This is a genomic window from Bacteroides sp. MSK.20.12 (genome assembly GCF_019052435.1).
Lineage (GTDB): Bacteria > Bacteroidota > Bacteroidia > Bacteroidales > Bacteroidaceae > Bacteroides > Bacteroides xylanisolvens.
Genome location: NZ_JAHQVH010000012.1, coordinates 1 through 26,085 on the forward strand (window position 1 = coordinate 1; position 26,085 = coordinate 26,085).

Genomic DNA, 26,085 nt, shown 5'->3' on the forward strand with positions numbered 1-26,085 from the left:
GTATTGAAAAAGACTGGGAGGCAGTACAGGCAGCTATTGATATCCCCTTCAGTAACGGATTACTGGAGGGGACAGTGAATAAAATTAAAGCGGTAAAAAGACAGATGTACAATAGGGCAGGAATTAAACTACTGAGAGCGAAGATTATTTATTCACAATAGAAGAAGTACCACCAAATTTGACGAAGAACCAAAAATCTTGGTTCTTCTTCAAATTCCGTGCTAGTAAAGCTCATTGAAAGGTTGATGGATAAAGGGATATCGGCATATTAGAAATAGCAAATAAATTATCCAAGCTATATGCATCTTAAAGTACCCCGGAATAGCCATGAATAAGGTTATTGAACATAAATAAGTAGCACGGAATTTGATTAAGAACCAAATCTTTTCTAGTAGAAAGATGAAATAAGTATTCTCTGAAAAGTTGTTTGTGTGGAATATTTACAGTATATTTGTATCGTAATAATCGCCCTACAAAACACATGCAGGACAAATAAATAAAGTAATGAGAATAACACTGGTAAGAGACGATGGCAAGGTGAACACTATGCGTACGTTGAGAATTGAACAGCTCGTGGAGCAAATGAAAGTAGAAACTAAAACACAGCCTGTCTCAAAAATGAGAGAAGTCCTGCCTTTTATGCTTCCAGGTGATAAAAATGACTATGTACAGAAAGTGCCGAAGCTGATACCTGCAGCCGCCTTTTTTCGCAAAGGCGGCATAATGACGATGAGTGAATACAATGGAATTGTGATGATTCAGGTCAACAACTTGTCCGGACGTATGGAAGCGGATGAGGTGAAAGAACGGGTAAAGGAGCTTCCGCAGACTTACTTAGCTTTCACCGGTTCTTCCGGAAAGTCTGTGAAAGTATGGGTACGCTTTACTTATCCCAATGATCGTTTGCCGACAACTAGTGAAGAAGCGGAGCTTTTTCATGCGCATGCCTATCGGTTGGCAGTGAAATTTTATCAGCCACAACTTCCTTATGATATCGAGCTGAAAGTACCTTCGTTGGAGCAATATTGTCGTTTAACTTTTGACCCGCACTTGTATTTTAATCCCGAAGCAATGCCTATTTATATGAAGCAGCCTGCCGCTATGCCGGGTGAGGTGACTTATCGCGAACGGGTGCAAACGGAAACTTCACCGTTACAACGGCTTGCGCCGGGATATGAAAAGTGTAATGCGCTTTCTGTCCTTTTCGAAGCTGCTTTTGCACGTGCGTTGGATGAAGAGACTGATTATCAACCGGAAGGAGACAAACAATCGCTGTTGATTAATCTAGCAGGACATTGTTTCCGTGCCGGTATTCCAGAGGAAGATACAGTGCGATGGTCTCGCGCTCATTATCGCTTGCCGAAGGACGATACATTGGTTCGGGGAACCGTGCGAAATGTATACCGCACTTGTGAGGGATTTGCGAGTAAAAGTAGTCTGTTGCCGGAACAATTATTTGTCATGCAGATGGATGAGTTTATGAAACGGCGTTATGATTTTCGTTTCAACCAGTTGACATCACAAGTGGAATGTCGTGAACGGAACAGCTTTAATTTTTATTTTCATCCGGTGGATAAACGGTTGATGGCAAGTATTGCAATGAATGCACATTATGAAGGGCTTAAGCTGTGGGATAAAGACGTGGTACGTTACCTGAATTCGGATCATGTGCCGGTTTATCAGCCTATCGAGGAATTTCTTTATGACCTTCCTCATTGGGATGGTAAGGATCACATCGGCGATCTTGCCAAACGAGTTCCTTGCGATCATCCTCATTGGGCGCAATTGTTTCGTCGTTGGTTTCTTAGTATGATAGCGCATTGGCGTGGAATGGGAAAGAATCATGCAAATAGCACTTCCCCTATATTGATAGGTCCACAGGCTTATCGTAAGTCTACATTCTGCCGGTTGATTTTGCCTCCATGCTTGCAGGCTTATTATACGGATAGCATTGATTTCAGCCGGAAGCGGGATGCAGAGTTATACTTGAATCGCTTTTTATTGATTAATATGGATGAGTTCGATCAGATTGGCATCAATCAGCAGTCTTTCCTCAAGCATATTCTGCAAAAGCCCGTTGTCAACACACGACGTCCGAATGCTTCGGCTGTGGAGGAATTGCGTCGGTATGCCTCTTTTATAGGAACGAGTAATCATAAAGATTTGCTGACGGATACTTCCGGTAGTCGCCGTTTTATCGGTGTTGAGGTGACTGGAGTGATTGATGTGGTCCGTCCTATTGATTATGAGCAATTGTATGCACAGGCAATGGCACTGCTGCGCAGTAATGAACGCTACTGGTTTGATGAGAAGGAAGAGGCTATTATGACGGAGGCGAACCGGGAGTTTGAGCAGTCGCCGGCAATCGAGCAGTTGTTCCAGGTGTATTACCGGGTAGCGGAAGAGGAAGAAGAGGGAGAATGGTTACTTGCTGCAGATATACTTCAGCGGATACAAAAGGCAAGTAAAATGAAGATTTCTTCCGGACAGGTTAATTATTTCGGGCGTATTTTGCAGAGGCTGGGAGTAAAGTCATTCAGGAAAACACGCGGAGTTTATTATCATGTGGTGGCTGTTGGGTAAGGGTGATGATGAAATAATGCATGAGATGTGCATTTTATTATTTTATAATAATTATCTTTGCGTAATAGCGTGAGATATATGAAGGCTATGATAAGAAATCCTTTTATAACAAGTGGATATGTGTCTGCTGATTATTTTTGTGACCGTCAGCAGGAAAGCGAACAGTTGGTACGCGAAGTGATGAATGGGAATAACCTGGCTCTTGTCTCTACCCGACGAATGGGAAAGACGGGGCTGATCCGTCATTGCTTTCAGTTTCCTGAAATTAAGCAGGACTATTACACTTTCTTTATTGATATATATGACAGCCGGTCATTGCGCGACTTGGTATTTGCACTTAGTAAAGAGATTTTGGAAGTACTGAAACCTATAGGGAAGAAAGCTTTGCATGGTTTTTGGGAATGTGTGAAATCTTTGCAGGCCAGTATCTCTTTTGATGTGAATGGTATGCCTTCTTTGAATTTGGGATTAGGAGATATACAAGCTCCGGCTACTACGCTCGATGAAATCTTCCGGTATTTAGAGCAAGCGGATAAGCCTTGTTTGATTGCCATTGATGAATTTCAGCAGATTACCGGATATGCAGAGAAAAATGTAGAGGCTACTCTCCGGACTTATGTGCAGCATTGTAATAATGCGCGTTTCATTTTTGCCGGGAGCCAGCGGCATGTGATGGGGAATATGTTTTTGACGCCTTCCAGACCTTTTTATCAAAGTGTGTCAATGATGCATTTGGAAAGTATTCCTTTAGAAGAATACATGCGTTTTGCATGTATGCATTTCAAACGTGCAGGCAAAGAAATGGAAGAAAGTGCTGTTACCACAGTTTATCAACAGTTTGAAGGAGTCACATGGTATATACAAAAAGTATTGAATACACTTTATGATATGACCCCGGAGCACGGAGTCTGTAAAGTGGAAATGGTGTCAGAGGCTATTCGGCAGATTATTGATTCATTCAGATATACTTATTCGGAAATCCTTTTTCGTTTGCCGGAAAAGCAAAAGGAGTTACTGATTGCTATCACTAAAGAGGGAAAAGCGAAAGCTATTACTTCCGGTGCTTTCATAAAGAAATACAGACTGGCTTCAGCCAGTTCTGTGCAGGCAGCATTGAAAGGGTTACTGGAAAAGGATTTTGTGACCCAGGAAAAGGGAGTGTATCAAATATATGATCGTTTTTTGGGTATTTGGTTGAAAGAGAATTATTGAGTCGTTTTTTGTTTGTTGAAACGTGCTTTTCGATAAATCGCGTTAATAATTAGCTGAAACTACTGCCTGTTAATCAGTTTTATTGTATCTTTGCGGTCTTAACTTTTTTAATGGTAAATAATGAAGGAATTTCTACAACTAATGCGACGTTTCGTGTCGCCTTATAAGAAGTATATCGGCTGGGCTATTTTGCTGAATATTTTGTCTGCTGTATTCAACGTATTTTCATTTACTTTCCTGATTCCTATTTTGAGTATTCTGTTTAAAACAGAAGGAGCGGATAAAGTATACCATTTTATGGAATGGGGTAGTGGTGATTTAGCAGATGTTGCCAAGAATAACTTCTATTATTACATATCTCAAATGATAATGGATAATGGTCCTACTATAGCCCTTATCTTTTTAGGATTGTTCCTGATGATAATGACATTGTTTAAAACCGGTTGTTACTTTGCTTCTTCAGCTGTAATGATTCCATTGCGTACGGGAGTGGTACGTGATATCCGTATTATGGTATATGCAAAAGTAATGCGCTTGCCAATGTCTTTTTTCTCTGAAGAAAGAAAGGGAGATATCATAGCTCGTATGAGTGGTGACGTGGGAGAGGTTGAAAACTCCATTACTAGTTCGTTGGATATGTTGATGAAGAGTCCGATTCTGATTCTTCTTTATTTTATCACTTTGGTTATAACGAGTTGGCAGTTGACCCTTTTTACCATCGTTGTATTGCCGGGAATGGGTTGGCTGATGGGAGCGGTCGGAAGAAAACTGAAACGCCAGTCATTGGAGGCACAGTCAAAATGGAGTGATACGATGTCGCAATTGGAAGAAACATTGGGTGGATTGCGTATTATCAAAGCTTTTATTGCAGAAGATAAGATGATTAATCGTTTTACCAAATGTAGTAATGAATTGCGTGATGCTTCGAATAAAGTTGCTATACGTCAGGCATTAGCACATCCGATGAGTGAGTTTTTGGGAACCATTCTGATTGTAGCCGTACTGTGGTTTGGTGGTACATTGATTTTGGGACAGAATGCAACCATCGATGCTCCTACATTCATCTTCTATATGGTTATCCTGTATAGTGTAATCAATCCGTTGAAAGACTTTGCTAAAGCAGGATACAACATTCCGAAAGGTTTGGCTTCTATGGAACGTGTTGATAAAATCCTGAAAGCAGAGAATAAGATAAAGGAGATTCCGAATCCGAAACCGTTGAAAGGTTTGAATGACAAGATTGAATTTAAAGATATCTCTTTCAGCTACGATGGTAAGAGAGAGGTATTGAAACATGTAAATTTGACAGTTCCCAAAGGAAAAACGATTGCACTGGTTGGGCAATCGGGTTCCGGTAAATCTACCTTAGTCGATTTGTTGCCACGTTACCATGATGTACAGGAAGGTGATATTACCATTGACGGAACGAGCATCCGCGACGTGCGTATTGCTGATTTGCGTAGTCTGATTGGTAATGTAAACCAGGAAGCTATTTTGTTCAATGATACATTCTTCAATAACATTGCTTTTGGTGTGGAGAATGCGACAATGGAACAAGTGGTAGAGGCAGCAAAGATTGCCAATGCACATGATTTCATCATGGAGAAACCGGAAGGATATAACATGAATATCGGTGACCGTGGTGGAAAATTGTCCGGTGGTCAGCGCCAGCGTATCAGTATCGCCCGTGCCATCCTGAAGAACCCTCCGATTCTGATTCTCGATGAAGCTACTTCTGCATTGGATACCGAATCAGAACGTCTCGTGCAGGAAGCGTTGGAACGTTTGATGAAAACACGTACAACGATTGCTATTGCCCACCGTCTTTCTACTATTAAGAATGCAGATGAAATCTGCGTGTTGTATGAAGGAGAGATTGTAGAACGTGGTAAGCATGAGGAACTTATAGAATTAAACGGCTATTACAAACGCCTGCATGATATGCAACAACTGTAATGCGGCAATTGTAATTTTTTGATAATGCAATGATATTATTAAGTTTTGATACAGAAGAATTTGATGTACCTCGTGAACATGGCGTAGACTTTCCGTTGGATGAAGCGATGAAAGTATCAGTCTATGGTACGAACCGGATACTGGACTGCCTGAAAAAAAACGGGGTGAAAGCTACCTTCTTCTGTACAAGCAATTTTGCAGAAAATGCGCCGGAGGTGATGCGGCGCATTATGGACGAAGGACATGAAGTGGCTGCGCATGGATGTGACCATTGGCAGCCGCAGGCTTCAGATGTCAGCCGTTCAAAAGAAATTCTGGAACGTCTTACCGGCAGAACGATAGAAGGCTATCGCCAACCGCGTATGTTTCCCGTATCAGATACGGAACTTGAACGAATGGGGTATGTGTACAACTCCTCATTGAATCCCGCATTTATCCCCGGAAGATATATGCATTTATCAGAGCCGCGTACCTGCTTTATGACAGGTAAACTACTTCAGATCCCGGCTTCTGTAACTCCATGGATTCGTTTCCCACTATTTTGGTTGTCTTGTCATAATCTGCCGATGTGGCTTTATCAAAGCCTGGTAAACCGGGTGTTGAAACATGACGGATATTTTGTGACCTATTTCCACCCGTGGGAGTTCTATCCGTTGGGTGAACACCCTGAATTTAAAATGCCTTTTATCATCCGCAACCATTCCGGCAAAGGAATGGAGGAACGTTTGGATATGCTTATCCGCAACCTGAAAGAAAAAGGCTATCCTTTTATGACTTACTCGGAGTTTGCGCAGATAAAACTGGCTGAACTAAATAAACCGGACGAAAAATGATTAAATTGGCTATTGTATCCCCCTGTTATAATGAGGAGGAAGTGTTGGAAGAGTCAACCACCCGTTTGACAGCTTTGTTTGATGACTTGGTGGCGAAAAAAAAGATCAGCGCCGACAGTTTTGTGCTCTTTGTGAATGATGGCAGTAAAGATCGTACATGGAGCATTATTAAACAACTGCACCGGACGAATCCATATATAAAAGGAATGAACCTGGCTCGCAACGTGGGACATCAGTATGCTATCATGGCCGGTATGATGACCGCTAAAGATTGGAGCGATGCCGTTATTACCATTGATGCCGATTTGCAGGATGATCTGAATGCGATTGAGGAGATGATCGATGCTTATACACAAGGATATGATGTCGTATACGGGGTGAAAGTATCCCGCCAGGCAGATCCGATGCTGAAACGTCTTTCCGCAACCGCTTTTTATAAATTACAGCACCGGATGGGAGTAGAGACAATCTACAATCATGCGGATTTCCGTTTTTTGAGTAGGAGAGTACTGGAACAGCTGTCTCATTATCAAGAACGTAATGTCTATTTGCGTGGTATTATCCCATTGCTGGGTTTTCCTTCTACTACGGTAGATGACGTAATCCGGGAACGGACAGCCGGAACCTCCAAATATACAGTAAGAAAGATGTTCAGCCTGGCCTTGGACGGAATAACCTCTTTCTCGGTGAAGCCTATTTACGGTATTGTTTATCTGGGAATTATATTTGTTTTTATCAGTATACTGATCGGAATTTATGTATTGTACTCTTTAATTTCGGGTACGGCAGAGCATGGCTGGGCGTCTTTGATGTTGTCTGTCTGGTTTGTCGGTGGAATTGTTCTAATGTCAATAGGAGCTGTCGGGTTGTATATTGGGAAAATCTATAAAGAAGTAAAACGTCGTCCGCTCTATAATGTGGAAGAAGTACTATACGATGACCAAGATAAGTAAAGCTATATTTGACAGGCATCCGGACTGGCGGGATAAGTTCTGGCAATTCGTTCGTTTCGGAGTTGTCGGCACTGTATCCTCGGCTATTCATTACGGAGTGTATTGTCTGGTTTTACTGGTTGCAAACGCCAATATCTCTTTTACGGCAGGTTATGCCGTCGGATTTATTTGCAATTATTTCCTCACTACCTTTTTTACTTTTCGTTCCAAGCCCTCGTCTCGCAATGCGGTTGGGTTTGGCTTTAGCCATCTGATTAATTATCTGCTTGAGATTGGTTTGTTGAATCTCTTTCTTTGGATAGGGGCAGGCGAACTTCTGGCGCCGATACTGGTGATGATAATTGTAGTACCTATCAATTTCCTAATTCTTCATTTCGTTTATATCTACAAAGGGAGAAAATAATTTTATTAAATCTCTTTCATTTAATTCATAAAAAGAAAAGGCTATTATGAAACGTTTTCTAAATCTTATTGTATATATACTTTCGATACATATTTCGGCTTTGCTGATCGCAGGACTGTTTCGCCTGGTACTTTTTATCTCATCCTATCATCAATTGACTTCTGAAGCCTTGTCGGATAAGAGCCTTTCAATGCTTGCTTTTGTACATGGTGTCTGGTTTGATAATGTGATTGGTTGCTACATACTTCTGTTGCCGCTGGCAGTTGCGGTGGTGTGTGGAGTCTGCAACTATTATGGGAAAGCATTGTTCCGTTTCTTCACGATCTTTTTCAGTGTGTTTTATGGGCTGGTCTATTTAATCAGTGCGTCGGACATACCCTACTTTGCCTATTTCTTTAAGCATATCAATTCTTCTATATTCGAATGGTTCGGTTATGCAGGAACTACCGCCGGAATGATATTGGGAGAAAGTGCCTATTACTTGTCCATCGGATTATTCCTGCTCTTCTTGGCCGGGTTCATAGTATGGCTTGTCTGTCTGTCGCGTTATTTCCATCGTCGTAGCCTTACTATTTCCGCTTCGTTCCCATTTTGGAAGAGAGGAGTTGTGGTTCTGGTCGGAGCTTGTCTGATCGGCCTCTGCATCTTTGGAATTCGGGGGCGTACAGGTTATAATCCGATCAAAGTGAGTGCGGCATATTTCTGTCAGGATGCTTTTCTGAATCAATTGGGAGTAAGTCCGACTTTTAATCTGTTGACGAGTGTGATGGATGATATGCGTCCTGAAAATAAATACTTGCATCTGATGGATGAGCAGGAAGCCATAACTAAGGCGCAAGCTCTGCTCAACCGTCAGGGAGATGCGAATGTTTCCCCGTTGGCTGTCTACAGGCATGCTGCAAAAGCGGATAGCGTGCAACAACGCCGTCCTAATGTCGTCTTGATTATGATGGAATCCATGTCCAGTAAACTGATGAAGCATTTCGGGCAATCAGAAACGCTGACTCCTTTCCTGGATAGTCTGTATACCCGTTCTATTAGCTTCCGTAATTTCTATTCGGCAGGAATCCATACGAATCATGGTTTGTATGCCACCTTGTATTCTTTTCCGGCTATGATGAAACGGAACCTGATGAAAGGCTCTGTCATTCCCCGCTATTCGGGACTGCCTACCGTACTGAAAGAAAACGGCTATTACAACTTTTTCTTTATGACGCATGAAGGGCAGTATGATAATATGAACGCTTTCTTCCGGACGAACGGCTATGATGAAGTGTTTTCACAAGAAGACTATCCGGCTGATAAGGTTGTGAATAGCTTTGGAGTGCAGGATGATTTCTTGTATGACTATGCAATTCCGGTATTGAATCAGCGGGCTGCCACCGGACAACCGTTTTTTGCTACTTTACTGTCCATCAGTAATCATCCGCCGTATGTGATACCTCCTTTCTTCCATCCGAAAACAAGTGAACCGGAGATGCAGATCGTTGAGTATGCGGATTGGGCTTTGCGTCAGTTCTTTGAAGAGGCGCGTAAACAACCCTGGTTTGATAATACGATATTCGTATTGGAAGGAGATCATGGCAAACTGGTGGGAGACGCCGAATGTGAACTACCGGAATCTTATAATCATATTCCACTGATGATTTACTCCAGCCGTATTCATCCGGAAGAGAAAAACACTTTTGGAGGTCAGGTAGATATACAGCCTACGATATTGGGGCTGTTGAATATTGATTATCTACAGAATAATTTTGGAGTGGATTTGCTGAAAGAAGAACGTCCCTGTATGTTTTATACTGCCGACAATATGATTGTGGGACGCAATGATACGTTATTGTATCTTTATAATTACGAGACGCAGCAGGAATTTACTTATCATATAGACAATGGCAAATTGAAAGCCGTTCCGATGGATGATCGCTTTTTGCCTTTAAAAGAATATAGTTTTTCCATGCTCCAATCGGCAGAGTTCCTTGTGAAGCATGGAAAAACGGTAAATTCTGTCCCTTTTACTCAACAATAGGAGTAGTTTCGGTTTTTTCAGGCTGTTCGTTTTTAACGAACTTGTATACTTTGGCTATTTGCCGGAGCACTCGTTTAGGAGATTCGTAAACCTGTTCGAACTGATACCCCTCTTTCTCAAATTCAGGAAGATATTTCTCTGCGTCATTGGTGCCGATCAACAAGAAACCTTTGGCAGGACGTTTTTGGTAGAAGTTGTCGAGACGGTTATGCAGGTAGAAATTAATCTCGAAGTAATGTACAGGGTCACCTGCTGCATGCAGACTTTCTTCAATGAATTCGTACATAGTCCCTTCGCTTTCCGGCGCAATCTTTTCGATCTCTGCAGCGACGAATTTGACGGATTTCGAATTTAATGCTGCCGGCTGATAAGCACCGTCCAATGCAAGGTATAATCCCATGGTAAGCACGACGAGGGCATACAGGAAGCGGTTGCTCAATGCATGTTTCCGTTGATAGAACCACCAGTAGATACCGAGGACGGTAGGAACGGCAATCAGCAACAAGGCTCCTGCACCGCTGATATTCTGTATGGCGCGCATGAAATTAATGTTGTCCTGTGCGTGACGGCCGTGGAAGATTGTTTCAGGGATGAGCCCGCATTTTAATACAATGAAGCAAGTGAACAGCAACAGGCTGATTACCGCAAGAATACTTCCATATACTTTGATGACTTTGGATTGCTTCTTGACCAGATAAAATAGATATTTGGCAAGGAAATAAGCAATGAAAGGATAGATAGGCATCAGATAGACGCTGCGTTTGCTCTGCGGAATGCAGTAGAAAACGAAGATGACGACAATACTGGTGAAAGAGAATAAATCCACCGGATCCATATTCTTTATCCAAGCAGTGAAACGTTTCCACCAAGCGGCAGGCTGGATATTGAATTTATGGTAAGTCAGGCTGAACAGGGAAAGTACGACTAACAGTGTCCAGGGAACATATCCGGCAAACAAGGTCACGAAATTATAGTGCCAGGGGTTCACGCATGAATTATAGCTCATAGTATTGGTCATGCGGCCGAGGTTTTCCTCCATCACTAATGCGATGAATTCTTCTCCACCTTGTTGGTAAGCAGCTACGTACCAGCAGATAGGCAGGATGAGAGAAAGGATAGCCCAGGCGGAAAGTAGCAGGAATGCCTTGAAGAAGTTGACACCCCGGAGTAACAAGAATATGCCTACAACTAAGCATGGAATGATAGTACCTACCGGTCCTTTAGTCAGTGTTCCGCAACTCATCAGGAGAATGGCCAGCCAGGGAATACCTTTAAGCCCCTTCTCATACCATCTGTAGAGACAATATAGAGCGCCAACGGTGAGCGCTGTCAATACCATGTCCACCCGGCAGTTGGCTCCGGCCCGGTGTAATTCGAAATTAGTCAGGGTAATAAAGGCGGCCAATAACGCCAGTTGCACTCCTTTTCTTTTGGCAAAGAACAGAAAGCCGCAGAGAGTCATGGCAATCAAGGCGATGGCGGACGGCAGGCGGGAGGTCATTTCTGTGACTTGCCCTCCGTTCACTACTGCTGATACAGCAGCGATGCTCCAATGGAAGAAAGGCGGTTTGTAAGCCATTTCTCCTCCGTTGTTTCTGGGTAAGATCCAGTTTCCGCTATCCAGCATGGAATAGGAAACAATAGCTTCGCGAGGCTCACCTTTCGTGTGGTATTCCGACAAGCCGAGGAAAGGCAGGATAGTAACTACGCAAATGACTAATAACAGCCAGAAAGCTTTGTTTGAAGTCAATGTTTTCATCTTTTCTTATGATTGAAATTTATGTTCTTTTATTTTCTGCCGAAGTCGGCCGGAATTTCTCCCCATTCTTTCGTTTCCCATTTCAGGATGCGAGTGGTATACGTATTTCCCTGCAACCATTTTTCTGCCCGTTCGATCAATAAAAACAGTTCTTCCGTTTCCGGAGTGCGGGGGAGCTTGGTTTTGCACTTCTTCTGTCGTACCCAGCTGATCGCATTGGCGCTATCACTGTAAATAGGCATGTCGAAACCTTTGTTCTTCAACAACGCCAACCCGTGTACGATGGCTAGAAACTCACCGATATTATTCGTGCCTTTCATCGGGCCGAAATGAAAAATTTCCTGCCGGCTGGCAATGTGTACTCCACGATACTCCATCGGTCCCGGATTGCCGCTACAGGCTGCATCGACTGCCAGGCTATTGTCGATCACGCAAGAGGGTAAAGTATCTGACGAAGGTTTGGAACCTCCTGATTTAGACTTTGCGTTTTTGCCGATATAAGCGTATGGAGACATTGTCAGCGCGCGTTCCGCTTCTTCGCGCGTATCGAATGATTTGTATTTGGCAGCTTCGTATCCTTTGATTTGAAGCTGGCAGTCTGTCCAGGAAGTGTAAATCCCGGGTGTGACGCCTTCCCATACGACATAAAATTTTTGTTTTGCCATTTTTCTGACGATAAATTTAGATAGTCAATGAATTGACGCTGCGAAGGTACAAATATATTCTCTAACTGAACAAGTTAGGGGGGATACTTGTTATAAAAAAAAGAGAGTTTTAAGAATATAAAATAAGAAAGGAACTATGATGGAAAGATCTTTTAGTGAAGCTTTGAAACAACGTCGGACTTACTATTCAATTACTAATCAGTCACCTATATCCGATCAGGAGATCGAATGTATCGTTAATATGACCGTGCGTCACGTACCGTCAGCATTCAATTCACAGACTACACGTGTGGTGCTCCTGTTGGGAGAATCTCATAAGAAACTGTGGCAGATCGTGAAAGATGCATTGAAGAAGATTGTACCGGCTGAAGCTTTTGTAAAGACAGAAGAGAAGATAGATCATTCCTTTGCCTGTGGCTACGGAACTGTACTGTTCTTTGAGGATCAAAAAGTAGTGAAAGGACTTCAGGAGGCTTTCCCGTCTTATCAGGAGAATTTCCCGGGATGGTCATTGCAGACTTCTGCCATGCACCAGCTGGCTATCTGGGTGATGCTTGAGGATGTAGGTTTCGGAGCATCGCTGCAACACTATAACCCGTTGATTGATGAAGAAGTGCGCCGTGCATGGAACTTGCCGGAACATTGGCATCTGATTGCGGAAATGCCGTTCGGACTTCCTATTGGCAAACCGGGTGAAAAAGAATTTCAGCCGCTTGAAGAACGGGTGAGAATCTTTAAATAAATCGGGAATGAAGAATGAATAATGAAGAATTGGATGGCATAATGGCTAAAATTCTTCATTCTTCATTCTTCATTCTTCATTAAATGATTAATTTTGTGAGCAAAATTAGTCATTTATGGTTCGTATCTTCCTTACCGGCTATATGGGTGCCGGAAAAACGACGCTGGGTAAAGCATTTGCCCGGCAAATGAATATACCGTTCGTTGATCTGGACTGGTATATCGAAGAGCGTTTTCACAAAACCGTTGGAGAATTATTCACTGAACGAGGCGAAACAGGATTCAGGGAACTGGAGCGGAATATGCTTCATGAAGTAGCCGAGTTTGAGAATGTGGTAATTTCGACGGGAGGTGGAGCGCCTTGTTTTTTTGATAATATGGACTTTATGAACCGGACCGGAAAGACGGTTTTTCTCGATGTGCATCCGGATGTGCTGTTCAGACGCTTGCGTGTGGCTAAACAGCAACGCCCTATTCTTCAGGGGAAAGAGGATGACGAACTGAAAGCGTTCATCGTTCAGGCGCTTGAGAAACGCGCACCTTTTTATCACCAGGCACAATATATCTTTAATGCAGACGAATTGGAAGACCGTTGGCAGATTGAAACATCGGTGCAACGTTTGCAACAACTTCTTGGATTATAATCTGTGCCTAAATTGTATATCAGACTTTATTTTTTTGATACTCTTTATTGTTCATTCAGTCAATATTAGTACCTTGCACTCGTTATGAGATTTTTTTTATTGACTAATAACACAAAATTAAGGTAAAGTCTATATCATGAAAATTTTAAAAGAGAAATTTGGAGAGTTATCCGCTAGAATAAAAGCGTCCGGACAGCCTGCAAGGGCATGGTTTCCACAGTATACACCGGCCTCATTATTAAATGCGGAAAATTGGTGGGAAGCATTGGCTGTATGTGAATATGCTTTGGACACAAAAGAAGACGAGAAATTAACAGAAGATTTTTTTGAACTGATATTCAGTGCTTTTGACTGTAACGTAGAGGTCGATCTCAACGCAGAAGAATATGAATTCTGGTGGGAGAAGGTAATGCAGGTATGCGACCGTGTAGCTGTGTTTAGCGGTGCGGGATGGGCACAGAAGGGTGCGCAATATTCTGAAGCCCGTTATGGAAAGCGGGATATGAGTTATTTGTTTCCGTATTACGAAAAGGCTGCCGATATGGGTTGGGCTGAAGCGGAAGCAACTGTTGCCTATTGGCGATACATGGGATTCTATTGTGAACAAAATAAAGAGGAGGGCGAACGACGTTTTGCTACTCTCACTTCTCCCGAAGCTATTTTATGGGGAAAACATTATCGTGCTTTTGTCGAAGAATTTACAGGAGATAAAGCGAAGGCGTTGCAGATACGGAATGACTTGCTTGCCGAACTGCCTGAAGGAGAACGTTTGCGTGCTCATGTATATGCAGCACTGGGAGACGCGCTCGACAGGGCGGAAGGCAGTGTGGCAGAGGAAGCTGCTTACTACGAAAAGTCTCTGGAGATAGTTCCCAATCTTTATAGTCTTAAAAATCTGGCTACCCTTTATTTCCGTTATCCGGAACTGAATAAACCGAAAGAACTGGGCTTTGAACTTTGGGAAAAAGCCTGGCATGCAGGTGTGTGGTCTGCCGCTAACTTCCTGGGATATAATTATCAGGAAGAAGAATGGCTGGATATGCCGAAAGCTATTGAATGGCTGGAAAAGGGGATGCTTTATTGTGAATCTTACAGTGCGTATGAACTGGCGCTGATCTACCTGTATAATGATGAATATAAGAACGTGGAACGCGGACTGATGTGTCTGAACCGTTGCGTGGAAGATAACTATATACAAGGTATAGAAGGACTGGCTAATATCTATTTCAACGGTGAATTGGTGGAAGAGGACATGAATCGTGCGAAAGAATTGTTGGAGAAGGCTATTGAACTGGGTTCGGGAAATGCAGCTTATCGTCTAGGCTGGATGTATGAGCGTGGCTTCTTGTCTGAACAACCGGATTATGTGAAGGCGTTAGAGTATTATGAAAAGGCAGCTTCGCTGAACAATGCCGACGGATATTGTCGGATGGCGCTTTACCTGGCTAATGGATACAGCGGTGTAAAAGATGCTGATAAGTCGAGAGAATGTTATGAAAAAGCAGCCGAACTGGGTTCCTGCTTTGCTCTTGTAGAACTGGCGTTCTTGTATGAGAATGGCGATGGGGTGGAGAAGAACTATGAAAAGGCATTTGAACTGATTAGTAGGGCTGCCGGACAGGGTTATCCTTATGCGATGTTCCGTTCTGGTCTTTATATGGAAAAAGGTGTTCTTGGTGAAGCAAAACCGGAAGAGGCGTTCGCTTGGTATACAAAGGCGGCAGAAGCGGATGATAATGATGCGATCTTTGCTCTGGGACGCTGTTATAAAGAAGGAATCGGAACGGCAGAAGACTGGGATAAGGCACTCGAATGGTTCGGCAAAGGAGCGGAGAAGGAAGAGTCCCGTTGTCTGACAGAGCTGGGCCTGGCTTATGAAAATGGCAATGGCGTGGAAGAAAATCCGCAAAAGGCTGTGGAATATATGATGAAAGCTGCTGAACAGGACTATGGTTATGCCCAGTTTAAGATGGGAGACTATTATTTCTTTGGTTGCGGTCCCTGTCTGGAAGACAATAAAAAGGCTATGGAATGGTATGAGAAGGCTGTGGCCAACGAAATTCCAATGGCAATGTTGCGTATGGGTGAGTATTACCTGTATGATTATGACAGTCTGAACGAATCGGAAAAGGCTTTTGCCTATTTCAAGAAAGCTGCCGAATACGAGTGGTATAGCGAAGGATTGGGTATCTGTTATGAAATGGGTATCGGAGTGGAAGATAATGAAACGGAAGCTTTTAAATATTATACGCTGGCTGCGGATAATGGAAATACGATGAGTATGTATCGTACCGGACTTTGCTATTACAACGGAGTAGGTGTGAAACAGAACTATGCCGAAGCTTACCGCTGGTTTACGGATGCGGCAGGGAATGAAAATATTGCTGCGACTTATTATCTCGGTAAGATGATGATGTATGGCGAAGGTTGTACTCCTGATCCGGAAGCTGCGGTGCAATGGCTGCTGAAAGCTGCTGAAAAAAATAGCGACAAAGCGCAATTTGAACTTGGAAATGCCTATCTGACGGGCAAAGGCGTGGAAGAAAACGATGAAATTGCAATGGAATGGTTCGAAAAGGCCGCAGAGAATGGCAATGAGAAAGCTCTTAAAATTACCGGAAGGAGGAGAAAGTAAAAGAGGAACATGGAAAAAGAAGGGAATAATCTGTTCCAGGTCAATCTTAAAGGTATGATTGCCCTGTTATCAGAGCACATTTATAGTAACCCGAATACTTTTGTTCGCGAACTGTTGCAGAATTGCGTAGATGCCATCACGGCACTACGCAATATCGACGAGAATTATAAAGGACGTATCGATGTCTTTCTGAATGAAGACAAAACGGTGGTGTTCAGGGATAATGGAGTCGGACTGAAAGAAGAGGAAGTTTATCGTTTTCTGACGGTTATCGGAGAGAGTTCAAAACGGGATACTCCCGATGCGGACGATTTTATCGGAAGGTTCGGTATCGGATTGTTATCTTGTTTTGTGGTGACTAATGAAATCACCGTGGAGAGTCGTTCGGCAATGGGCGGACAGCCTGTTTGCTGGTGTGGCAAAGTGGATGGGACGTATCAGCTGACTTTATCGGACGAAGAACGGCCTATCGGGTCGCAGGTGGTGTTGCATCCGAAAGGAGACTGGATGCATCTTTTTGAATATGAAACGTTTAAGAAGATACTGGTCAGTTATGGGGAAGTGTTGCCATATCCTATCTATCTGCATTATCAGGGGGAAGAGGAGTTGGTAAATACGCCTTCGCCCGTATGGCTTGACCCGAAGGCGACTCGCAAGGAGTTGCTGGATTATGGGGCAAAAGTATTCCAGTCGTCTGCTCTTGATGCTTTCCGGATTTATACTGAAAGTGGTAAGGTAGAAGGGGTGCTTTATGTTTTGCCTTTCCGAACACAATTTTCAGTACGCAATTCTCATAAGGTCTACCTTAAACGTATGCTGTTGAGTGAGGACGATTGTAATCTGTTGCCGCCGTGGGCTTTCTTTATCCGTTGTCTGGTGAATGCGGACGGATTGCTGTCTACTGCTTCCCGCGAGTCTTTGGTGAGCAATGACCAGTTGAAGGATGCACGGAAAGAGATCGGGATAGCTATCAAGGATTATTTGCGGGGATTGGTGCAGAATGACCGAGCCATGTTCAACCGGATCTTGGATGTTCATCACTTCCATATCAAGGCGATTGCTTCGGAAGATAATGAACTGCTCCGTTTGTTTATGGATTACCTTCCTTTTGAAACAAATAAGGGGCTGCGTGGTTTTGGAAGTATTCGCTCGGCAAGCAATGTGATATGCTATACCAAGAATCTGGAAGATTTCCGTCAGGTGCGCCGTATAGCCGGAGCACAAGGATGGTTGGTGGTGAATGCTGCTTACACCTTTGATGAAACTTTGTTGAAAAAGTATGTCCGTCTGAATCCGGAACTTACGTTGGATGAAATATCTCCTTCACGGTTGCTGGAACAGTTTGGCGAAGTGGAGGCGAATAAAGAGTTTCAGGCTTTTGAAATGAAAGCGAACGAGTTGTTGAAGCGGTTTGGCTGTGTCTGCCGTCTGAAACATTTTACTCCGGTGGATATTCCGGTAATCTTTGTGGCGGAGGAAAAGGAGAATGTAGCTAAAAGTGCTAATAATCCGTTGGCGGCTGTATTGGGGGCTGTGAATACTGCCAAGCAGATTCCACCGACACTCACTTTCAATGCGGATAACGAAATGGTGCAGACTTTATTGCAAATACAGGGAGACAATAAATTGTTTCAGCATGTGGTGCATATATTGTATGTACAATCCCTTCTGCAAGGTAAATATCCGGTGAACAGTGAAGAAATGGAGCTTTTCAACCGTTCGCTTAGCGAACTAATGACTTCGAAAATGAATGATTTTATAAATTTCCTGAATTAAAAAAAGAGTATGAGATACACACTTGAAATACAAAAACTGCTGTTGCAGACACAGAATGACAGCCTGCATCCCCGTGAAAAAGCTAATCTATTGAAAGAAGCTATCCGCATCGCTGATGAGAACGAAGATGTGGAATGGGCTACGGAGTTGAGACTGGATCTTATCTATGAACTGAATCTTCTTTCGGCAGATGCAGAAGAGATTACCGTGTTCTCTAAAATCCTGGATGATTACGAGAATCACAAGGATGTAATCAAAGAAGATGACTTGTTGTGGAAATATAAATGGATCTGGGCTTGTACGTTCGATCTGCCGGAAATTCCGATGGAACAGGTGAAAGCGATCGGAGAGGATTATAAAACCCGTATTCTCCGGAATGGATATTCTTTGCGGAGTTATTATCACCGCTGGTCTGTGGAATGTGTTTGGATGCGCCAGTATGACAAGGCAAAAGAATACATTGACAAGATGCTGAATGAAAAGATAGACGGTCAGTCGTGTGAGGCTTGCGAACTGAATTTTATGCTGGATTATTATTTGGAAACAGGGCAGTTTGATGAGGCTTACAGCCGGGCGCAGCCATTGATTAATAAGCAGGTCACCTGTTATGAAGCCAATTTGCGGGCTTACTTGAAGCTCTCCTATTATGCACAGAAAGCTGACAAACCGGAGGTTGCCGCTGATATGTGTGCACGTGCCGAAGAAGCATTGCAGGGAAGAGAAAAGGATGAATATCTTTTGCTCTACTTGGGATTGTTTATTGCTTATAATATAATGACGAAGCCGGAAAGAGGCTGGGAGTATGCCGAGCGGTGCATCGGTTGGAGTTTGCGTACGAATACGTTGAAGAAATATCGCTTCTCTTGCGATATGGTAGAGGCCTTGAAGTATGAGACCCGTCCGGAAGTCTCCTTGTCGTTGCCGGAGGAATTCCCTCTTTATCGTCCGGATGGAATTTATCAGGTCAGCGAGCTTCGCAATTATTTCTATCAGCAAGCAGAAGAGCTGGCACTTCGCTATGATGCCCGCAACGGAAATAGTGGTTATATGGACCGTTTGAAACAATTAATGTCCAATTAATTGCCAACATGTAGATTAATCCGTATTTTTGCCGTCCAATTATTTACTAAAAACACTGAATAACAGAAAATGAGAAAGTGGCGTATTGAAGATTCTGAGGAACTCTACAACATCACAGGTTGGGGTACCTCGTACTTTGGTATTAATGACAAAGGTCATGTCGTTGTTACACCTCGTAAAGATGGAGTATCCGTTGATTTGAAAGAACTGGTCGATGAGTTACAATTGCGTGATGTGGCATCTCCCATGCTGGTGCGTTTCCCGGATATTTTGGACAACCGTATTGAAAAGATGTCGTCCTGCTTTAAACAGGCAGCCGAGGAGTATGGTTATAAAGCCCAGAACTTTATTATCTATCCGATAAAAGTCAACCAGATGCGCCCTGTGGTGGAAGAAATTATCAGCCACGGAAAGAAGTTCAATCTCGGACTGGAAGCCGGCTCTAAACCGGAACTCCATGCGGTGATTGCGGTCAATACGGACTCTGACTCATTGATTGTTTGCAACGGATATAAAGACGAAAGTTATATTGAACTGGCTCTGCTTGCTCAAAAGATGGGTAAACGTATCTATCTCGTTGTGGAGAAGATGAACGAACTGAAGCTGATAGCAAAAATGGCAAAGCAGCTGAATGTGCAGCCTAACATTGGTATACGTATCAAACTCGCTTCTTCCGGTAGCGGAAAGTGGGAAGAGTCGGGAGGAGATGCCAGCAAGTTTGGCTTGACTTCCAGCGAACTTCTCGAAGCGCTCGATTTTCTGGAGAGCAAAGGTTTGAAAGATTGTCTGAAACTGATTCATTTCCATATCGGCAGTCAGGTGACGAAGATCCGTCGTATCAAAACGGCTTTGCGTGAGGCTTCACAATTCTACGTGCAGCTCCATTCAATGGGTTTCAATGTGGAGTTTGTTGATATTGGCGGTGGACTGGGAGTGGATTATGACGGAACCCGTTCGTCCAATAGTGAAGGTAGCGTAAACTATTCCATTCAGGAGTATGTAAACGACTCTATCTCTACGCTGGTAGACGTGAGCGATAAAAATGGTATCCCGCACCCGAATATCATAACGGAAAGTGGACGTGCATTGACGGCACACCATTCTGTTCTCATCTTTGAAGTTCTTGAAACCGCTACTTTACCCGAATGGGATGACGAGGAGGAAATTGCTCCGGATGCACACGAATTGGTGCAGGAGTTATATGGAATCTGGGATTCGCTGAACCAGAACAAGATGTTGGAAGCATGGCACGATGCGCAGCAGATCAGGGAGGAAGCGCTGGACTTGTTCAGTCATGGAATCGTGGATCTGAAAACCCGTGCACAAATCGAGCGTCTGTATTGGTCTATTACACGTGAGATTAATCAGATTGCAGCCGGTTTGAAGCATGCACCCGATGAATTCCGTGGATTGTCCAAACTGCTTGCCGATAAATATTTCTGTAACTTCTCGCTGTTTCAGTCACTTCCTGACTCTTGGGCAATTGACCAGATATTCCCGATCATGCCTATTCAGCGATTGGATGAAAAACCGGAGCGTTCGGCTACCTTACAAGATATTACCTGCGACTCGGACGGTAAAATTGCCAACTTTATCTCTACCCGTAACGTGGCTCATTATCTGCCTGTACATGCACTGAAGAAAACAGAACCTTATTATGTGGCTGTGTTCCTGGTGGGAGCTTATCAGGAGATTTTGGGAGATATGCATAATTTGTTCGGTGATACGAATGCCGTGCATGTTTCGGTGAACGAGAAAGGATATAATATCGAACAGATTATCGACGGAGAAACGGTAGCGGAGGTATTGGACTATGTGCAGTACAATCCGAAGAAGCTGGTACGTACGCTCGAAACTTGGGTGACGAAATCAGTGAAAGAAGGAAAAATCTCCTTGGAAGAAGGAAAAGAATTCCTTTCCAACTATCGTTCGGGGCTTTACGGATATACTTATTTGGAATAATCGGCAAAGTGCCGGAGCCGGATTCTCCATTCGGTGAACTTATTAGAAATCAAGAAATGAGAGAAAAACTAACAGTTATTAAGGTGGGTGGCAAAATCGTAGAAGAGGAAGCCACCCTTCGTCAGTTGTTAAATGACTTTGCCGCTATTGACGGACATAAAGTGTTGGTTCATGGTGGCGGTCGTTCGGCAACAAAGATTGCCGCGCAACTGGGTATTGAAAGCAAAATGGTAAATGGTCGTCGGATTACCGATGCCGAAACGTTGAAAGTCGTAACGATGGTGTACGGCGGATTGGTGAATAAAAACATTGTGGCAGGTCTGCAAGCACGCGGAGTCAATGCACTCGGATTGACCGGAGCGGATATGAATGTAATCCGTTCGGTGAAACGTCCGGTGAAAGACGTAGACTACGGGTTTGTGGGAGATGTGGAACAGGTGGATGCCACTTTATTGTCGGATTTGATACATAAAGGCGTTGTTCCCGTGATGGCTCCATTGACACACGACGGTCACGGCAATATGTTGAATACGAATGCAGATACCATTGCCGGGGAGACAGCGAAAGCGTTGTCGGCTCTGTTTGATGTGACATTGGTGTATTGTTTCGAGAAGAAAGGTGTGTTGCGTGATGAGAATGATGACGACAGTGTGATTCCTCAAATCACCCGTGCCGAATTTGGACAATATGTAGCCGATGGCGTTATTCAAGGAGGTATGATTCCTAAGTTGGAAAATTCTTTTGAAGCAATAAATGCAGGAGTTTCTGAAGTGGTAATTACTTTAGCGTCAGCGATTAACGACTCTGGAGGAACGAGAATAAAAAAATAATTCAAAAAAAAGTAGTGGGCGACTGTAACTTTTCATATCCTAGCCCGTCATTATTATAGAGATGCAAGAAATCAGCTTCCGAAACGATATTTTGCCGTTGAAGGATAAACTCTTTCGATTGGCTCTCAGAATCACCCTGGATAGGGCCGAAGCCGAGGATGTCGTTCAGGACACCATGATAAGAGTGTGGAACAAGCGTGATGAGTGGTCTCAATTTGAATCGGTCGAAGCCTATTGCCTGACAGTGGCAAAGAACCTGGCGATAGACCGGAGTCAAAAGAAAGAAGCTCAAAACGTGGAACTCACCCCCGAAATGGAGGAAGAACCTGATGCAAACAGTCCGTATGACCAGATGATTCATGATGAAAGAATGAACATCATTAATAGACTGGTAAACGAACTTCCCGAAAAACAGCGGCTTATCATGCAACTGAGGGACATTGAAGGTGAAAGCTATAAAAAAATTGCAACCTTGCTGAATCTGACAGAGGAACAAGTCAAAGTGAATCTCTTCAGAGCCAGGCAAAAAGTAAAACAAAGGTATTTAGAAATTGACGAATATGGATTATAAGGATATAGAACAGCTCCTCGAGCGATACTGGCAATGCGAAACTTCCGTTGAGGAGGAAGCAACATTGCGCGACTTCTTCGCAAAGGAAGAAGTTCCGGCTCATTTGCTTCGCTATAAGAATCTGTTTGTTTATCAGCAGGTTCAGCAGGAAGTAGGACTGGGCGAAGACTTTGATGCACGTATTCTGGCAGAGGTGGAGCCTACGGTAGTAAAAGCGAAACGTTTGACACTGACCGGTCGTTTTATTCCTCTGTTCAAGGCCGCTGCCGTAATTGCAATCATTCTTTCTTTGGGGAATGTGGCACAACATTCTTTCTCCGGAGATGATGGAAGTGTATTGGCTACGGATACCATTGGTAAACAAGTAACTGCACCGTCGGTCGCTATCTCAAATGATGTGAAAGCGGAACAGGTCCTGGCGGATAGCCTGGCGAAGATCAACCACAAGGTGCAAGTTATAAACGAATAGACATTTTCATTTGCTTTAAACATATAATATAGTTAGTGTGCTTAATTAAAACAACAACGAAGGCGAAACTGTGAAGTTTTCAATTCTCTCAAATTTTTATAATGAAACTAACTAAATAAATGGGCTACCGCGCGATGCAGTAGCCCTTTTATGTTTTTAAACTGTCTTTATTTAAACTGTCTTTATTTGATCTGCCGTATATTTTTTCTTGGAGCATCCACTTCTTGAGGATCTCCTTTATAGGCAATATCACCGCTTCCTTTGACGCGGGCAACCAGCTTCTGGCTGGCATAGCAACTGATGTTGCCGGAGCCGCTAATGCTTGCATCTGTGTTTTCTGCTTGCAAATCGGCGGCCTGAATATTTCCTGATCCGGCAATAGAATAGCTCGCTTGAATGGCTTTGCCGTTCAGATTGATATTGCCCGAACCGGAAATACTTGCCTGACATTCCTGACTCTCTATTTGTTGTAGTCTTACATCTCCCGAGCCATTAATTGAAACGGCCATTTTTTGGCAATTGAATCCTTCTCCCTGAATGTTGCCCGAACCGTTGATGTGGAATTCAATATCTTTAGAGGTTTGTATCCCATTGATTAATCTTATATTTCCTGAACCGTTGACCGACAGCTTATTCAGTTCCGGAGCAAAAACTTTTATTTCCAGTTTTCCTTTCCAGATAGTGACATTCTTCTTGAACTTTATAATGAATGTACTACCCTCCACATACGTTTCAATAAGTGGTATGATGTTGTCGGAACCATGAATTTCGACATGGCTGCATGTGTCTTGCCAATAACTGATGTTGGCACTTCCCACTAGTTTGATTTCATTGAAGTGGTCGGCTTTCACTTCTTTGGAGATGTAATTCTTGCTGCCTACGATGTGTTTTCCCTGCAAGCAAGAGCCGGCAGTAAGTACTAGAAACATTCCCGTGACTAATACGAGCAATAAACTTGTTTTCATAATTACGCTTTTCTATGATTGATATAATGGTTAGACGGAAGAACTTGATCTAAAGTTGCATCTTCCATAAAGTTTTTCGTTAGCATCTTCTTTTTTATTACTTTTGTGGCTGTTGATAGGAGGATTATAATGGATAAGATTATAGAAGATGATGAGTTAGGGCGCTTGGTGATACGCGTCAATTCACGTGCGAGAAGTCTTGTGTTTCGTACCAAGAGTGATGCTGTTTATGTTTCAGTTCCTCCCGGTACCACCCTGAAAGAAGTGAAACAGGCCATCGAGAATTTGCGTGGAAAACTTCTGGCCTCCCGGCAAAAAATCGCTCGTCCGTTGATTGATTTGAATTATAAGATTGATGCGGAGCATTTTAAACTATCCTTGGTGTCGGGCGAGAAAGATCAGTTTCTGGCTAATTCCCGGTTGGGTGTAATGGAGATCGTTTGTCCGCCTCATGCCGATTTTACAGATGAAAAACTGCAAAGCTGGTTGCATAAGGTTATTGAAGAATCATTGAGACGAAATGCCAAAAGTATTCTGCCTTCACGTTTAGCCTTCTTGTCCAAGCAATGCGGATTGCCCTATTCGAGTGTGAAAATAAACTCCAGTCAGGGCAGATGGGGGAGTTGTTCGGCTCGAAAAGCTATTAATTTATCCTATTACCTGGTTTTGCTGCCTTCTCATTTGATAGACTACGTGTTGTTGCACGAATTATGCCATACCCGCGAGATGAATCATAGCGAACGATTCTGGGCTTTACTTAATCAATTTACAGAAGGAAAAGCATTGACCTTGCGGGGAGAATTGAGAAAGTACCGTACGGAAATATAAAATGCTTTACAGCCAAGATAATATTCTCGCATTGTCACGAACTTAATTTATTCTATCTTGGTAAAGCCTTGTAAGCTCCTATTTCTGGCTGTCTTCTAAATCTTATACATTCCTGATAATGGTTCGTTATGATACGTAATAGGGGGATATGTCTTTATTATTTGGCTAATTGTTTAATCCCGTCCGATTCTTTTTCAAACTGATAAGCCCCTCCTTTTTCGCTAAGATCAAATGTAGAGACTAATTCTGTGTTATTATCTACGATCAATAAAGCGCTTTGTTCTGCAAAACGTCCCACTTCTACCGTGTAAGGCTCTTCCGATATGGTTTTATTCGAAATGAGGCTGTCGTTGACAAACAAAGAGATAGAATCTCCGGCAAAACCTTTTACCAGACTGATCGTATAGCTTTCGATGAAATGACGTTCTTCCTGCTTTTCCCGTTGTAGCCGCATACTCATGTATACGAAAATAACCACGACAAAAATGACGGCAAAAGCAAGAATTCCGTTACCTACCATAAACTGTTTATTTGTGTTGAGACGATGTGCCATAGTCGTTATTTTTTGAATTGTGGCGTAAAGATACGAATATAGCACTGTTAATTCATACTTTTTTTCTTTAATCTTTTGTAGTCGAATAGATTATTTATATCTTTGCAACCGGAAACGGATGAAAGGTGGAGGGGCAATTAAGCTCCTTTTTTTGTTCTTATATAGTTAATAAATGATAGAAAAGAAAACTGTTTGTCAGATTGTAGATGAGTGGCTGGAAGGAAAAGACTACTTTTTAGTAGAAGTAACTGTGAGCCCGGATGACAAAATTGTGGTCGAAATTGACCATGCAGAAGGTGTTTGGATCGAAGATTGTGTGGAGCTTAGCCGCTACATAGAGTCAAAACTGAACCGTGAAGAGGAAGATTATGAACTGGAAGTAGGGTCGGCCGGTATCGGACAGCCCTTTAAAGTACTGCAACAGTATTATATCCACATCGGACAGGAAGTGGAGGTATTGACTAAAGACGGACGCAAACTGGCCGGCATACTGAAAGATGCCGATGAAGAGAAGTTTACGGTAGCCGTACAAAAGAAAGTAAAACTAGAAGGATCAAAACGTCCGAAATTGCAAGAAGAGGACGAAACCTTTACTTATGAGCAAATAAAATATACTAAATACTTAATTAGCTTTAAATAGT

At 43.0% G+C, this 26,085-nt stretch carries 22 protein-coding genes; 18 read left to right on the forward strand and 4 right to left on the reverse strand.

The genetic code is table 11. The annotated features are described in order from the left end of the window. The first annotated feature begins 504 nt into the window (after positions 1–504). The 7 genes from KTR06_RS08375 to KTR06_RS08405 all read left to right on the forward strand — a co-directional run bounded on the left by KTR06_RS08375 (position 505) and on the right by KTR06_RS08405 (position 9,966). On the forward strand, positions 505–2,583 hold the full coding sequence (locus KTR06_RS08375) for a BT4734/BF3469 family protein (RefSeq protein ID WP_055236085.1): 2,079 nt from the start codon (positions 505–507) through the stop codon (positions 2,581–2,583). A gap of 78 nt (positions 2,584–2,661) precedes the next feature. After that, positions 2,662–3,795: an ATP-binding protein gene (locus KTR06_RS08380; protein ID WP_008642709.1), complete on the forward strand. Its 1,134-nt coding sequence runs from the start codon at positions 2,662–2,664 to the stop codon at positions 3,793–3,795. Positions 3,796–3,915: 120 nt separating this feature from the next. Next, the gene (locus KTR06_RS08385) at positions 3,916–5,751 is read left to right on the forward strand and encodes an ABC transporter ATP-binding protein (RefSeq protein ID WP_008024069.1); all 1,836 of its coding nucleotides are present in this window, start codon (positions 3,916–3,918) and stop codon (positions 5,749–5,751) included. 29 nt (positions 5,752–5,780) lie between these two features. Beyond that, positions 5,781–6,584, forward strand: a complete 804-nt coding sequence (locus KTR06_RS08390) for a polysaccharide deacetylase family protein (RefSeq protein ID WP_004314478.1) — start codon at positions 5,781–5,783, stop codon at positions 6,582–6,584. Further along, positions 6,581–7,537 (forward strand): glycosyltransferase family 2 protein, encoded by a 957-nt coding sequence (locus tag KTR06_RS08395; protein ID WP_004314479.1) that lies wholly within the window; start codon positions 6,581–6,583, stop codon positions 7,535–7,537. The genes KTR06_RS08390 and KTR06_RS08395 overlap by 4 nt, the downstream gene beginning before the upstream one ends. After that, positions 7,521–7,940 carry a GtrA family protein gene (locus KTR06_RS08400; protein WP_004314482.1) on the forward strand — a complete coding sequence of 140 codons (420 nt, stop codon included), beginning with the start codon at positions 7,521–7,523 and terminating at the stop codon, positions 7,938–7,940. The genes KTR06_RS08395 and KTR06_RS08400 overlap by 17 nt, the downstream gene beginning before the upstream one ends. A 46-nt stretch (positions 7,941–7,986) precedes the next feature. Next, positions 7,987–9,966, forward strand: a complete 1,980-nt coding sequence (locus KTR06_RS08405) for an LTA synthase family protein (protein WP_009039143.1) — start codon at positions 7,987–7,989, stop codon at positions 9,964–9,966. Here the strand turns inward: KTR06_RS08405 and KTR06_RS08410 are convergent. Both KTR06_RS08410 and KTR06_RS08415 read right to left on the reverse strand, forming a co-directional pair. Then, the gene (locus KTR06_RS08410) at positions 9,953–11,725 is read right to left on the reverse strand and encodes a glycosyltransferase family 39 protein (RefSeq protein ID WP_009039144.1); all 1,773 of its coding nucleotides are present in this window, start codon (positions 11,723–11,725) and stop codon (positions 9,953–9,955) included. The genes KTR06_RS08405 and KTR06_RS08410 overlap by 14 nt on opposite strands. A gap of 29 nt (positions 11,726–11,754) precedes the next feature. Next, positions 11,755–12,390 carry a viroplasmin family protein gene (locus KTR06_RS08415; protein ID WP_004314488.1) on the reverse strand — a complete coding sequence of 212 codons (636 nt, stop codon included), beginning with the start codon at positions 12,388–12,390 and terminating at the stop codon, positions 11,755–11,757. A 139-nt stretch (positions 12,391–12,529) separates the two neighbouring features. Between KTR06_RS08415 and KTR06_RS08420 the strand changes: the two genes are divergently transcribed. From KTR06_RS08420 to KTR06_RS08460, 9 genes are all read left to right on the forward strand, one after another. Then, positions 12,530–13,132, forward strand: a complete 603-nt coding sequence (locus KTR06_RS08420) for a nitroreductase family protein (protein WP_032842036.1) — start codon at positions 12,530–12,532, stop codon at positions 13,130–13,132. 115 nt (positions 13,133–13,247) lie between these two features. Further along, positions 13,248–13,775: a shikimate kinase gene (locus KTR06_RS08425; protein WP_055236084.1), complete on the forward strand. Its 528-nt coding sequence runs from the start codon at positions 13,248–13,250 to the stop codon at positions 13,773–13,775. Between the two features lie 136 nt (positions 13,776–13,911). Continuing rightward, positions 13,912–16,410: a tetratricopeptide repeat protein gene (locus KTR06_RS08430; RefSeq protein ID WP_217290199.1), complete on the forward strand. Its 2,499-nt coding sequence runs from the start codon at positions 13,912–13,914 to the stop codon at positions 16,408–16,410. Between the two features lie 9 nt (positions 16,411–16,419). Next, on the forward strand, positions 16,420–18,186 hold the full coding sequence (locus KTR06_RS08435) for an HSP90 family protein (protein ID WP_009039148.1): 1,767 nt from the start codon (positions 16,420–16,422) through the stop codon (positions 18,184–18,186). A gap of 9 nt (positions 18,187–18,195) precedes the next feature. Next, positions 18,196–19,266, forward strand: coding sequence for a hypothetical protein (locus KTR06_RS08440; RefSeq protein WP_087317645.1), 1,071 nt, complete (start codon positions 18,196–18,198; stop codon positions 19,264–19,266). A gap of 69 nt (positions 19,267–19,335) precedes the next feature. Beyond that, complete coding sequence (gene speA / locus KTR06_RS08445) at positions 19,336–21,228, forward strand: biosynthetic arginine decarboxylase (RefSeq protein WP_008019353.1); 1,893 nt, start codon at positions 19,336–19,338, stop codon at positions 21,226–21,228. Positions 21,229–21,284: 56 nt separating this feature from the next. After that, positions 21,285–22,058, forward strand: a complete 774-nt coding sequence (argB, locus tag KTR06_RS08450; RefSeq protein ID WP_008770435.1) for an acetylglutamate kinase — start codon at positions 21,285–21,287, stop codon at positions 22,056–22,058. A gap of 61 nt (positions 22,059–22,119) precedes the next feature. Next, positions 22,120–22,629, forward strand: coding sequence for an RNA polymerase sigma factor (locus KTR06_RS08455; protein WP_004315420.1), 510 nt, complete (start codon positions 22,120–22,122; stop codon positions 22,627–22,629). Next, complete coding sequence (locus KTR06_RS08460) at positions 22,619–23,098, forward strand: hypothetical protein (RefSeq protein WP_004315419.1); 480 nt, start codon at positions 22,619–22,621, stop codon at positions 23,096–23,098. Before KTR06_RS08455 ends, KTR06_RS08460 begins: the two co-directional genes overlap by 11 nt. A 182-nt stretch (positions 23,099–23,280) precedes the next feature. Here KTR06_RS08460 and KTR06_RS08465 read toward each other — a convergent pair whose 3' ends face one another. Further along, positions 23,281–24,063 (reverse strand): head GIN domain-containing protein, encoded by a 783-nt coding sequence (locus KTR06_RS08465; RefSeq protein ID WP_007756445.1) that lies wholly within the window; start codon positions 24,061–24,063, stop codon positions 23,281–23,283. A 129-nt stretch (positions 24,064–24,192) separates the two neighbouring features. Here KTR06_RS08465 and KTR06_RS08470 point away from each other — a divergent pair, with 129 nt between their 5' ends. Then, on the forward strand, positions 24,193–24,891 hold the full coding sequence (locus tag KTR06_RS08470) for a SprT family zinc-dependent metalloprotease (protein WP_008024081.1): 699 nt from the start codon (positions 24,193–24,195) through the stop codon (positions 24,889–24,891). 157 nt (positions 24,892–25,048) lie between these two features. Here KTR06_RS08470 and KTR06_RS08475 read toward each other — a convergent pair whose 3' ends face one another. Continuing rightward, entirely contained in the window at positions 25,049–25,444 is a 396-nt protein-coding gene (locus KTR06_RS08475) for a hypothetical protein (RefSeq protein ID WP_008024082.1), read from the reverse strand. 172 nt (positions 25,445–25,616) lie between these two features. Between KTR06_RS08475 and rimP the strand changes: the two genes are divergently transcribed. Continuing rightward, positions 25,617–26,084 carry a ribosome assembly cofactor RimP gene (gene rimP / locus KTR06_RS08480; RefSeq protein WP_004315414.1) on the forward strand — a complete coding sequence of 156 codons (468 nt, stop codon included), beginning with the start codon at positions 25,617–25,619 and terminating at the stop codon, positions 26,082–26,084. Position 26,085: the final 1 nt, after the last annotated feature.

Coding starts and splice junctions, on each gene's coding strand:
- KTR06_RS08410 (WP_009039144.1), bottom strand. CDS start 11,725: ATGAAAACATTGACTTCAAACAAAGCTTTCTGGCTGTTATTAGTCATT.
- KTR06_RS08425 (WP_055236084.1), top strand. CDS start 13,248: ATGGTTCGTATCTTCCTTACCGGCTATATGGGTGCCGGAAAAACGACG.
- KTR06_RS08375 (WP_055236085.1), top strand. CDS start 505: ATGAGAATAACACTGGTAAGAGACGATGGCAAGGTGAACACTATGCGT.
- KTR06_RS08400 (WP_004314482.1), top strand. CDS start 7,521: ATGACCAAGATAAGTAAAGCTATATTTGACAGGCATCCGGACTGGCGG.
- KTR06_RS08475 (WP_008024082.1), bottom strand. CDS start 25,444: ATGGCACATCGTCTCAACACAAATAAACAGTTTATGGTAGGTAACGGA.
- KTR06_RS08470 (WP_008024081.1), top strand. CDS start 24,193: ATGGATAAGATTATAGAAGATGATGAGTTAGGGCGCTTGGTGATACGC.
- KTR06_RS08455 (WP_004315420.1), top strand. CDS start 22,120: ATGCAAGAAATCAGCTTCCGAAACGATATTTTGCCGTTGAAGGATAAA.
- KTR06_RS08465 (WP_007756445.1), bottom strand. CDS start 24,063: ATGAAAACAAGTTTATTGCTCGTATTAGTCACGGGAATGTTTCTAGTA.
- KTR06_RS08420 (WP_032842036.1), top strand. CDS start 12,530: ATGGAAAGATCTTTTAGTGAAGCTTTGAAACAACGTCGGACTTACTAT.
- KTR06_RS08460 (WP_004315419.1), top strand. CDS start 22,619: ATGGATTATAAGGATATAGAACAGCTCCTCGAGCGATACTGGCAATGC.
- KTR06_RS08405 (WP_009039143.1), top strand. CDS start 7,987: ATGAAACGTTTTCTAAATCTTATTGTATATATACTTTCGATACATATT.
- KTR06_RS08390 (WP_004314478.1), top strand. CDS start 5,781: ATGATATTATTAAGTTTTGATACAGAAGAATTTGATGTACCTCGTGAA.
- speA (WP_008019353.1), top strand. CDS start 19,336: ATGAGAAAGTGGCGTATTGAAGATTCTGAGGAACTCTACAACATCACA.
- KTR06_RS08435 (WP_009039148.1), top strand. CDS start 16,420: ATGGAAAAAGAAGGGAATAATCTGTTCCAGGTCAATCTTAAAGGTATG.
- KTR06_RS08430 (WP_217290199.1), top strand. CDS start 13,912: ATGAAAATTTTAAAAGAGAAATTTGGAGAGTTATCCGCTAGAATAAAA.
- KTR06_RS08415 (WP_004314488.1), bottom strand. CDS start 12,390: ATGGCAAAACAAAAATTTTATGTCGTATGGGAAGGCGTCACACCCGGG.
- argB (WP_008770435.1), top strand. CDS start 21,285: ATGAGAGAAAAACTAACAGTTATTAAGGTGGGTGGCAAAATCGTAGAA.
- KTR06_RS08395 (WP_004314479.1), top strand. CDS start 6,581: ATGATTAAATTGGCTATTGTATCCCCCTGTTATAATGAGGAGGAAGTG.
- KTR06_RS08440 (WP_087317645.1), top strand. CDS start 18,196: ATGAGATACACACTTGAAATACAAAAACTGCTGTTGCAGACACAGAAT.
- KTR06_RS08385 (WP_008024069.1), top strand. CDS start 3,916: ATGAAGGAATTTCTACAACTAATGCGACGTTTCGTGTCGCCTTATAAG.
- KTR06_RS08380 (WP_008642709.1), top strand. CDS start 2,662: ATGAAGGCTATGATAAGAAATCCTTTTATAACAAGTGGATATGTGTCT.
- rimP (WP_004315414.1), top strand. CDS start 25,617: ATGATAGAAAAGAAAACTGTTTGTCAGATTGTAGATGAGTGGCTGGAA.